The following is a 10,554-nucleotide window of genomic DNA, read 5'->3' as shown; positions in this document are numbered from 1 at the left end:
ACCCAGGGTCCCTCAAGGAGGCCTTCACGGACTTTTCCGGAACCCTCAAGAAGGGGCGGCCCGCAGGGCCAGGATCATCTCGAACCGCCGCTCAGGATCCCGCAGCCCGTCCGCGAACAGCGCCTCCAGTTCCTGGGCACGCGACCGCACCGTCTGCGGATGCACGGCAAGCCGTTCCGCCACCTCACGCACGTTCCCGCAGGTCTCCAGCCACGCCAGCAGCGTCCCCGCCAGCCGCGAATGCTGCTTCCCGGTCAACCCGGCCAGCGGCCCGAGTCGTTCCCGGACGAGTTCGGCGGCCAGGAACGGTTCCTTGAGCAACCACAGACGCGAAAGATGGTCGACGCACCACGTCACGGGCTCGTCCGCGAGCGCGCCGGAGTCGACGAGCCGCAGGGCCTCGCGTGCGGCCCGCAGCGAACGTGCCGCGAAAACGGGCGGGACGGCGGGGCCGATCGCGGCCCGCCAGCCGGTCAGTTCTTCGGCGAATCGGTCCCGTTCGTCCGGTTCCGGGGCGGGGAGCAGAAGGCAGGGGGAGGCGCTCTCGAAGTCGGCCAGCGCGGTCGGCGCGGCCGTCGGTACTTCGTCCGACGGCCGGTCGAGTGCGACGGCGACGAGCAGGTCCGGTAGTTGCCAGCGGGCCAGGTCGGCCGCGTGTTTGACGACGTCGGGCGGTGACGGCGGATCGGCGAGCAGGAGTTCCATCAAACGGTGCCGCCGGCGCTCCAATGCGCCGGCGGCCTTTTCCCGTGCCTCCGCATGGCCCTCGACCGAGAGTGCCGACAGTTCGTCGATATAGGCGAAGATGGCTTCCGCGAGCAGGCACAGCGTCGCGGAAGGCACCCCCGCGCGACGCCCGATCTCGGCCATCCGGCGCCAGGTCACCCTGGCGCCCACCCGGTAGGCCGCCTGGAGGACGTCGACGTTGCGGCCCTGATGGAACTCCTGGACACCCAGGCTGACGAACACGCTCCGCCGGTCTTCCGACGGCGCCTCGGGGTTTCCGAGGCGCTCGAGGAACTGCACGAACGCCATCTGTACGCCGGTCTTGAGCGCCTTCCCGAACGCGCCGTCCAGTGGTCGTGCGTACTCGGGAATGGTCCGCTGGATCTCCCGGACCACCTCCCCGGCCGTATCGCCCAGCCCTGGCCGGAACACGGTCGCCAGCTCTCTCGGCAGCAACGCCCAGAGCTGGACCGGGCGCCCGCTCGGCCCACCCGGCCGGGCAGGCGTGAGCAGCGGACCGTATGTCGCCTCGACCCCGCTGCGGGCGTCCTGCGGTCGGGTCACCTCGTCACCTCGTTGTGAGTGGGAAACGCTGATCTGTCAGTCCTCCGCGAGCAAGGCCTCCGCGCGCAGGGCGATCTCCATGTCGAGCCGGTCGTCGGCGTTGTTCAACCGGTCGCCGAAGAGATCGATGAGCTGGTGCATGCGGTACCGGACGGTCTGGGGGTGGACCTTGAGTTTCTTCGCGATCTCCGGAGCGCTGCCCCGGGATTGCAGCCAGATCAGCAACGTCTCGCCGAGCCGCGCCCGCTGTTTGGGGGTGAGGTCGTCGAACGGGGCGAGGCTGCGCGTGCACAGTTCACGGACCAGGAATTCGTCCGCGAGCAGCCACAGGGTGGACAGGTGATCGCTGTACCGCGTGACCGGATTGTCCGGAAGCACCCCGCGCTGGACCAGCCGCAGCGTGCGGCGGGCCCACATCAGGGAGCGCGGCGCTTCGGTGAGCCGCACGGCCGGGCCGATCACCGCGCGCCAGCCGGGGAGCCGTTCGGCGAGATCCTTCAGGTGCTTGTCCGGGTCGCCGGTGACCAGGCAGGGTTTGGGGCCTTCGAAGTCGACGAGGACGTCGGCGTCCAGGTCGGCGCTGTCGGGGTCCAGCGGGCCGAGCCGTCGCTCCAGTGCGACGACCGTGATCTCGGTGGGCAGCGCCCACTGCGCGTTGGCGGCGTGGGACGCGATGGACTGCGGAGAGGACGGGGGATCGGAGAGCATCAGTTCGAGCAGCCTGCGCCTGCGTCTGGCCCTGGTGCCCGCGGCCCGCTCCTGCGCGGCCGTGTAGCCCTCGATGGACAGTGCGGAAATCTCGTCCACGTAAGCGAAAATCGCTTCGGCGGCGGTGCACAGGAGATCGGCGTCCGCTCCGATCGCCTGCCCGAACTCCGAAACGTGCCGCCACGCGACGCGGCCGCCGACGCGGTAGGCCGTCTGGAGACAGTCGAGGCTGCGGCCCTCGTTGAATTCGACCTTGCCGAGGTTGCGGAACACCGCCGACCATTTGTCGAGCGCCGTCGTCCCCTGACCGATGGTATCGAGGCAGTGCAGGATCGCCTGCCGGATACCCTGCGTGATGATCTGTCCGAACGCGCCTTCCAACGGCTGCGCGTACTCGGGGACGGCTCGTTGCACCTCCTGAAGGATGGCTCGTGCCAAGGGGTCGGCCCGCGGCCGGAACCGCTCGCCAAGGTCTCTTGGCAGTGACGCCCACAGTCCATTCGCACCGGTGCTGCGCACAGGTCGGTTCTCCACTGGGGTTCTCGGTGCCGGCGTGAAGGCGCGCGGTCGCTGGACCGGACCCGGTGGCTGGCGGAGCGGGGTGGCGGGATGACGCACGCCGGGTTCGGGCCGTGCGGTCCGCAGTTCGTGCCGCGAGAATCCGGTATCCAAGTCGGTCATGTTTTTTATCCTTGCTGGCAACAAAATCAGCCTCTTCAACGGTGAAGCCGATCCAGATTTTGTGGCTCACGCAACATAAAATCCGGCCGAGAGAACTGTCAACGGCTGGCGGGAGCTTGATCGGCCACCTGGATGGACTACACCCGAACGGGTGGTCCGATCCGATGGTGAGTGACATTTAGGCAGGCCTGAGATGGCGTCCGGATGACAATTTTTCCGGGACGTTTTCGGGCGCTTCCGCCGCCTCGCTGGCGCGGATGAGCACCTCGACGACCTCGTCCAGGGTCAACCGGGCCGGTGCGGTCCCGGCGAGGAAGCGTTCGAGCTCGTCACCGAACCGGGCCGGGTCGGCCACATGTGGAAAGTGTTTCGCATTTTCGAACACCGTCAATCGGCTGTCCGGCAGCACTTCGGCCGTCCTGCGGCCGTGGGCGACCGGGATGAGCGGGTCGTGCGCTCCCCAGACGACGAGGGTGGGCACCTCCCTGGCGAGATAGAGCTTGTCGATCGCGCTCGCGCGCTGACCCCGGAGGTCGATCAGGCTGCGCGCGATGAACAGGAACGCCCGCCGCCTGCCAGGGTCGGCCAGTGACGCAAGGTGACGAGTCAGCTCCCGGGTTTCGGCGGAGAGCTTCCCGCCGAGAACGCGGCCGGCCGCGGCGATCCCCCGCGTGATCGCGACGGTGACCGGGTTGACCGCGATGGTGAGCGTCGCGTTGGCCCCCGGCAGCGCCGTCGCGCGCAGCACCGGGGTCACCTGCGGCCCGAGTCCGGCGCTGCCGACGAGCACCAGCCGGGCGCACATCTCGGGGAACTGGTAGGCGAACTGCATCGCGATCCCGCCGCCGAGGGAATGGCCCACGATGGTCGCGTGCCGGTTCCGGGTGAGCGCGAGGACGTCGCGGACCACGCTGGCCATCGCGCCGAGACCGTAATCGGCCCGAGGGGCGGCCGAATCACCGTGGCCGGGAAGATCGGGGGCGAGGACGTGGCGCCCGAACCCGGTCCGCTCGAAGTGGTCGAGCAGGGGGCCCCAGGTCTCGCCGCTGCCCGAGATACCGTGGAGCAGGACGAGCGGTTCTCCCGCGACGTCCTTTGTGGACGGAACGTATTCCCGTAGCCGGATTTCCCGCCCGTGCAGGGTCAGTGTGCGCGCTTCGAGGGCCATGTCCAGCCTTTCCGTTGTCAGGCGTCAAAATAACGTGTAGAACGCCGGGTGTGTCAGCGTGTCGCCGGACACGTCCGGCAATTGCGACCCAGGTGACAAGAATGCCGCGGCCGACCCCGAGCCGGATGCCAAAACCGCGCGACCCCGGCAATTACGCATCGACTTTTCCCTGCCGTCCCGGTATTCAGGAAAGCGTCGGTAAACACCCGTAACGACGGAGAACGCGATGGCCTGCCGGGCGGACTTCCACGTCGATCAGCCGAGGGTGAAACGTGTCCGACGCGGCCTCCGCTGGGTGCTCCCCACCGTGCGGCCGCCGGAACGCCGGGTCCGGCGGATCAGTTCCCTGGCGTCCCTTCGTCGCGGTGGTGGGCGCGCATGAGCCGCTGCGCGCGGAGCGCGAGTTGCATGTTCAGCCGGTCGTCGGCGTCTTTCAGCCGGTCGCCGAACAAGTCCTCCAATTGACGGAGGCGGTTCCGCACGGTCTGCGGATGCACGCCGAGCCGCTGTGCGATCTCCGGCGCGCCACCGCGCGTCTCCAGCCACGCCAGCAGGGTTTCGCTGAGCCGCTCCTGCTGTTTCCCGCTCAGCGAGGTGAACGGGTCGAGGCTCTGCTTGGCGAGTTCGGCGCCGAGGAAGTCCTCGGCGAGCAGCCACAGCGTGGCGAGTTGATCCCGGCACCAGATGACCGGGCCGGGCGCGTCCTCGCTGGTCAGCAGTAGTGCGCGGCGAGCGGTGCGGAGGGCGGCCGGGGCGTCGGCGAGCGGTACGACGGGGGAGACCGCCACCCGCCAGCCGTCCAGGGCGTCCTTCAGCGGGGCGAGATCGGTGTCCGGATCCGCGGTGAGCAGGTACGGCTCGGCGGTGTCGAGGTCGGCCAGCACGGTGGTGTCCAGGAGGTGGACCGGGAAGGCGGACGCGCCGGGAGCGCGCTGGAGCGCGACCATGGCCGCGGCCCCCGGAACCCGCCAGCCGGCGCCGTCGGCGAGGCTGGCGATGCTGCACGCGGACCCTTCCGGCGCCTGGGCGATCAGTTCGAGGAGCCGCCGTCGCCGGAGCGGGATCGCGCCCGCCGCCCTGGCTTCCGCCTCCTGGTACCCCTCGATCGTCGTGGCGCACAGTTCGTCGACGTAGACGAAGACGGATTCGGCCGCGAGCGCGATGACGTCGAGGCCGACGCCGAGCCCGCGCACGATGGGCCGCATCGCCCGCCACGCCGCCCGCGCGCCGACGGTCACGCTGTCGTGCAACGGTTCCAGGCTGCGGCCCTCGGTGAATTCGATCCGCCCGCGCATGCGGTAGAAGTCGATCCAGCGGTCGTGGGGCACGTCCGGATCGCCGATGCACTCGACGTAGTGCCGCACCGCCCGTTCACAGGAAACGACCAGGACGCGGCCGAAGACGCCGCGCAACGGCTGCGAATACGCGCTGACCGAACGCTGCACCTGCTTGACCATGGCGGCCGCGGCGTGACCGGTATACGGACGCAGTTCTTCGCCGAGCGAACGAGGCAACGCCGCCAGCATGCCGAAACCGCGGTACTCGACCACCAGGACCACCCTTTGATTTTTCTCGAACCAGGGGAGGGAAACATGAATCCGTTTGCATAACCACGCCGGAACGACGGGAACGGTGCCCGGGTGTTTCTGCTGGATCGGCGGACGGCGTGTACCCCGAATGTGACGTTGAATTTGCAACGGAAAGTCGCGGCGCTCAGGGAGGTGACAACGAGCGGGTGTTTCGATGTGACGTCTTTTGACACGGATGTGGCGACGGTTCTACGCTCCGTGCATTCGAGTGCGCCGGTGGCGCGCGGACGAAAGGGAATGGGTGCCCGTAATCGTCGGCCTACTTCGCAGCGGGGGATCGCACACGTGAGCTGGCAGCCCGTCGGCGTGTTGTGGGAACGCCTGCCGAGGGAACTCGGTGACGCCGTCCGCCCGCGGATCCCGGCGATCGCCCGGCACTGCGTCGACGCCGTGGTGTCCGAGATCAGCGAATGCGCCGAAGTGTTCAGCGACGGCGAGGCCCGTGCCGCGGCCGTCGAACTGACCAGGCGCAGTATCGAACGCGCCATCGACCGGGTCGGCGTCCCCGAACTCCTGCAGAACGACCTCCTGGTGGATTTCCGCGAGCAGGGCCGGATCGCGTTCCGGCAAGGACTCAGCAGGGAGGCCGCGCAGGCGGCGTTCCGGGTCTCGAGCCGGGTGCTGTGGCGTTCGATCGCCGCGATCGGCCGCCAGCTCCAGCTGCCCGGAGACGTTCTCTACGGCGCGGCAGAGTGCCTGTTCGGTGACGTCGTCGAAGTGACGATGGCGTTGACGGACGGGTACAACGCCGCGCAGGCCGAGGCGACAGGCCCCGCGGAGCAGCGGGCCAGGCTCTTCCGCCTCCTGACCGGTGGTTCCGGGTACAGCCAGGCCGACGCAGGCGCGCTCGCCGTCGCCATCGGCTGGCGGATCCCCGAACGGATCACCGCGGTCGTCTTCACCGCGGCGCCCGGTGCGCCAGCGTTCCCGCCGGGCCTGCTGCCGCCTGCGGTTCCGGTGGATCTCGTCTCAGACTCGCCCGGCGCGCTGGTGGCCTGTCCGGAGGCCGACCTCGGCGGCCTGCGGGACCTGCCGTCCGGCTGGTCGGCGACGGTCGGGGTGTCCGTCCCGGTCGCGCAGGCCGCGGAGTCGTTCCGGATCGCGAGGCGCGCGTCCGAACTCACCCGGCGGGGCATGATCACGACGGTCGGCCCGGTGCTGTGGTGCGAAGAGCACCTCACCACGCTGCTGTTGCTCGCCGACGAGTTCCTGCTCGACCGGCTGGCCGGAGATGCGCTCGAACCGTTGTCGGGGCTGGCGCCACGTCAGCACGACGAACTGGCGGCGACGCTGCTCACGCAGGTGCAGACGAGGGGGAGCGCGCCCGAGATCGCCCGGCGGCTCGCCGTGCATCCGCAGACGGTGCGGGCGCGGCTGCGACGGCTCGCGGAGCTGTTCGGCGAACGGCTGGACGATCCGGATCAGCGGCTGCGGATCGAACTGGCGCTGCGCGCGGAACGGCTGCGGCCCGCCGACGTGTGACGGCGCGCGAGCCGGATAAGCTCGCGCGCCGTCGTCCACAAAGGTCAGCAGTTCGACGTCGCCGGGGCGCCCGCGACCCGGTCCTTGAGGAAGGCGAGCACGTCGGCGTTGCCGGTGTAGACCGCCGTGATGTGGTCGGTGTCGAAGGTCTTCCAGGTCGTCTTGACACCCGCGGCGCAGTAGGCCTTGTGCAGCGCCTCGGCCTGCGCGAACTGCACGAGCTGGTCCTGGGTGGCGTGGTAGAGGAACACCGGGACCTTCGGCGGAGTGCCACCGAGCTTGTTTTCGTTGAGCCGCTTCACCCATTCCGGCCGCACGTAACCGGCGCTGGTCGTGTAGTCGGCGATCTTCTGGTTCGCGTACGTGGTGAGCAGCTCGAACGTGCAAGCGCTCTTCTGCATCTCCGCCAGTTTCACGCGGCCGTTGCCGCTGAGGAACGAGTCCAGCTTCAGTTCGGGATAGGCGTGGTCGAGGCCGATCAGGGCGTAGGCGAAGACACCGAACCCGAACTTCCCGTCGAGTTGCAGCGTGACCTGGACGAGGTCGGCGGGCACACCGCCGGCGGCGACACCGACGAGGTTCAGCTCCGGCGCGTAGACCGGTTGCAGTTCGCCTGCCCAGGCCGCCGCCCCGCCGCCCTGCGAGTACCCGCGGAAGAGCACCTTGGCGTCGGTGGACAGCTTCGCTTCCGGCAGGCGCTGCGCGGCGCGGACCGCGTCGATCATCGCCGGTCCTTCCGAACGCCCGACCACGTACGTCGTCTTCGGATCCTGGCGATAGCCCTCGTAGTCGGTGAGCGCGACGGCGAAACCGGCGTCGAGCGCGTCGTCGAGGCCGGACTGCTCGTAGAACGCGCCGATGTCGATCATCTTCGACGGCGTGCAGTGGAAAGCGGGGCCGTGCGTACCGGCGCCGAACGAGACGATGGGCGCCTTCGCCGGGTCCACGTTCTTCGGCACCAGCACGGTCCCGGTCACCGCGTCCGGCCGCCCGAGTGCGTCGGTCGACAGGTACATCACCTGCCACGCGTTGACGGAATCCTTACGCGGACCGGCTTTCGAGACACGCGAGCGGATGATGTCGCCCGGTTTGCCCGCCGGGAGCGGGGAGGGCGGCGTGTAGAACGAGTCGTCGGACGCCGTCGGGGCGGCGGAACTCGCCGGGCTCCCGCTCAGCACGGTCAGGAGACCGGCGGACAGGACGATCGCCAGCGCGACGGCGAGTGTCCGGCGGGACGGGCGGGGGAACGGGGTCGGCACGGCCGGGCCTCCAGGGGGCGTGGGCTGGGTGAGGGGCAGGCGCGCTCAGGCGTTGCCGCCGTAGACCTGGCGGCAGGTCGTGGACTCGGCGAACGCGAGTTCCAGTTCGGGGTTGGCGCGCAGATGCTTGATCGGGCCTTCCGGCTCGCTCAACCCGCTCATGGTGCTATCGGCGTCGGCGACCACCTTCTGCAGGCTCGCCTGGTCGGTGACCTTCGCGTCCTGCATCCGCGTCAGGGTGGCGGACACCTTCGACTTGGTCTCGCCGAGCGTGGTGGTGGCCTTGTCCACAGCGGACTGTCCATCCGGGACGGGCGGCACGCCGGCGTTCCGGATCCCGCCCGCCATGTCGTCGAGGGCGGCGGAGAGCGAATTCAGGAAACCGACCATCGCGGTCTTGGTCCCCTGCGGATCGGCCGGGTCGAACGCGGGCGGCTTGGACAGTTTCGCCGAGCCCGTCGCGACGCCCGAGCACACCTTGTCCACCCAGGCGAGCGCGGCCGGGTCGGCGTGCCTGCCGGCGTCGGCGGGTTCGTCGGACCCGCAGGCGCTCAGCAGGACCGCCGCGGCGGTCGTGGAGACGGCGGCGAACGCGATTCGCGCTGCCGTGCGGCGCATTCTTTTCATGGTTTCCCCGTCGAATTCGGCGAAAGAGGGCCTGCCACGGCACGACGAGCGGGATTCCGCGCTGGTCGGCGGTGACCGGCTTGCTGAACCGCGAGGTTACTCACGAAAGATTCCGGCAGGCAAGGCGGCGGTGGCCTTGAAAAGGCTGATTGGCACGCGCGAGATAGTTTTCAGTGGTGCGATTGTCACTCTCGTCAGCGGTTCCGCGGGCGGTCTTACCCGGCTCTGAACTGGGGAAACCCATGTGTCGCTACTAGGAACCATCCGGTTGTACCGTGCCTGCGTGACAATTTACCCGTCGCCGGTGAACTTTTCCGGTGAAGCACTTGATAGCGGTGTGGACGCGTCGTTAGTTTACTGTTCGGTTGCGATCCGTCAGACATCGTCGCTACCCGGAGAATTCTCTCGGGCCGATATTCATTGCTCTGGGGAATTGTACGCCGTTTCGTATCATCGTTGATACCACGGAAGGACGATCGTGAGTCACCGTAGAGGAACCAAGAAGGCGGTCGCCGCCGCCGCTGCCGGTGCCGTGGGGCTTGCCGCCGCGGTACTCGTGGTCGGGGCGCAGTCCAGTGTCGCCGATCCGATCTCGCTCCCGCTCAACTACCACTGCGACCTGCCGCTCGTGGGGTCGCAGTCGCTGAAGGTGGTGATCAACACCGATCTTCCGCTGTCGGTCAAGACCGGTCAGCCGACCGGCACGTTCGACATCAAGGCCGTCTCCACGATCAACGCGGACACGGTCAGCGGGCTCAACCTGATCGGTGCGACCACGCTGGAAGGACAGGCCATCGCGGCGGCGACCGTGGCGGCACCGGGGCTCAACCTCCCGGTCAGCGTCCCGAACGACATCGCCAAGCAGAACATCCCCACCTCGGGCGAGATGACGGTCAACGCGTCGGGCAAGACGCCTTCGCTGACCTTCAACCAGCCCGGCGAGGCGAAGATCACCGTGGGCGACCTGCGGCTGAAGGTCACCCCGCGCAAGGCCGACGGTTCGGTCACCGGCATCACGCCGGACGGCACGATCGACGCGCCGTGCAAGCAGGATCCGGGCCAGAACAACACCCTGGCCACGATCAAGATCGGTGACGGCGGTGGCGGCACGACCACGCCCACCACCCCGACCACGCCCACCACCACCCCCACGACGCCGACCACGCCGACGACCCCGCCCACTACCACCACCACGCCCGGTGGCGGCGGGATCAAGTACGCGTTCGGCATCAAGGGACAGACCGCGCTGAAGTCGCTCGGCAGCACGGCGGCGATCAACGGTGGTTTCGACGCGGACGTGGACCTCGCGTCGAAGACGTTCACCGGTGACCTGAAGCTCGACCCGTCGTCCACCCAGTTCAAGCTGTTCGGGTTCGTCGACGGCCGCTCGGAGATCAAGGTCGAGCAGGTCGGCAAGCAGACCGGTGAGCTCGTCGGCACCGGCTTCAAGGCGCACATCAAGTTCAACGTGTTCCTGCCGAGCGTGCAGGTCTTCGGGATCCCCATCAGCAGCGACCCGAAGTGCGGCACGGTCAGCCCGTCCACCAGCGAGATGACCACCGGTCCGGACTTCGACCTGCTCAAGGGCGGAAAGCTCACCGGCACCTACTCGCTGTCGGCCCTGCAGAACTGCGGTTCGTTCAACGACATGATCAGCATGTTCGCCAAGAGCGACGGCAACACGCTCGATCTGAACCTCACCAAGAAGTAAGTCAGGCAGCCGGTCCCCGTCGCGTTCCGTGACGGGGGC

The 10,554-nt window shown here is 68.7% G+C and carries 8 protein-coding genes; 2 read left to right on the top strand and 6 right to left on the bottom strand.

Annotated features, from left to right (window positions below):
• Positions 1–45: 45 nt before the first annotated feature.
• The 4 genes from ACFVM3_RS34365 to ACFVM3_RS34350 all read right to left on the bottom strand — a co-directional run bounded on the left by ACFVM3_RS34365 (position 46) and on the right by ACFVM3_RS34350 (position 5,406).
• Positions 46–1,290: a PucR family transcriptional regulator gene (locus ACFVM3_RS34365; RefSeq protein ID WP_378444065.1), complete on the bottom strand. Its 1,245-nt coding sequence runs from the start codon at positions 1,288–1,290 to the stop codon at positions 46–48.
• A gap of 36 nt (positions 1,291–1,326) precedes the next feature.
• Positions 1,327–2,517 (bottom strand): helix-turn-helix domain-containing protein, encoded by a 1,191-nt coding sequence (locus tag ACFVM3_RS34360; RefSeq protein WP_199745766.1) that lies wholly within the window; start codon positions 2,515–2,517, stop codon positions 1,327–1,329.
• Between the two features lie 340 nt (positions 2,518–2,857).
• On the bottom strand, positions 2,858–3,847 hold the full coding sequence (locus ACFVM3_RS34355) for an alpha/beta fold hydrolase (protein WP_378444064.1): 990 nt from the start codon (positions 3,845–3,847) through the stop codon (positions 2,858–2,860).
• 338 nt (positions 3,848–4,185) lie between these two features.
• On the bottom strand, positions 4,186–5,406 hold the full coding sequence (locus ACFVM3_RS34350) for a helix-turn-helix domain-containing protein (protein WP_378444063.1): 1,221 nt from the start codon (positions 5,404–5,406) through the stop codon (positions 4,186–4,188).
• Positions 5,407–5,721: 315 nt separating this feature from the next.
• On the opposite strand from ACFVM3_RS34350, the gene ACFVM3_RS34345 reads away from it, so the two are divergent.
• Positions 5,722–6,918, top strand: coding sequence for a helix-turn-helix domain-containing protein (locus ACFVM3_RS34345; RefSeq protein WP_378444062.1), 1,197 nt, complete (start codon positions 5,722–5,724; stop codon positions 6,916–6,918).
• Between the two features lie 44 nt (positions 6,919–6,962).
• On the opposite strand, the gene ACFVM3_RS34340 is transcribed toward ACFVM3_RS34345, so the two are convergent.
• Both ACFVM3_RS34340 and ACFVM3_RS34335 read right to left on the bottom strand, forming a co-directional pair.
• Positions 6,963–8,177: a lipase family protein gene (locus ACFVM3_RS34340; RefSeq protein WP_378444061.1), complete on the bottom strand. Its 1,215-nt coding sequence runs from the start codon at positions 8,175–8,177 to the stop codon at positions 6,963–6,965.
• 45 nt (positions 8,178–8,222) lie between these two features.
• The gene (locus ACFVM3_RS34335; RefSeq protein ID WP_378444060.1) at positions 8,223–8,795 is read right to left on the bottom strand and encodes a hypothetical protein; all 573 of its coding nucleotides are present in this window, start codon (positions 8,793–8,795) and stop codon (positions 8,223–8,225) included.
• Between the two features lie 487 nt (positions 8,796–9,282).
• Here ACFVM3_RS34335 and ACFVM3_RS34330 point away from each other — a divergent pair, with 487 nt between their 5' ends.
• Positions 9,283–10,515, top strand: a complete 1,233-nt coding sequence (locus ACFVM3_RS34330; RefSeq protein ID WP_378444059.1) for a DUF6801 domain-containing protein — start codon at positions 9,283–9,285, stop codon at positions 10,513–10,515.
• Positions 10,516–10,554: the final 39 nt, after the last annotated feature.

The sequence above is a fragment of the Amycolatopsis sp. NPDC057786 genome (assembly GCF_042797905.1).
GTDB lineage: Bacteria > Actinomycetota > Actinomycetes > Mycobacteriales > Pseudonocardiaceae > Amycolatopsis.
This window is presented reverse-complemented; position numbering and strand designations above follow the sequence as displayed.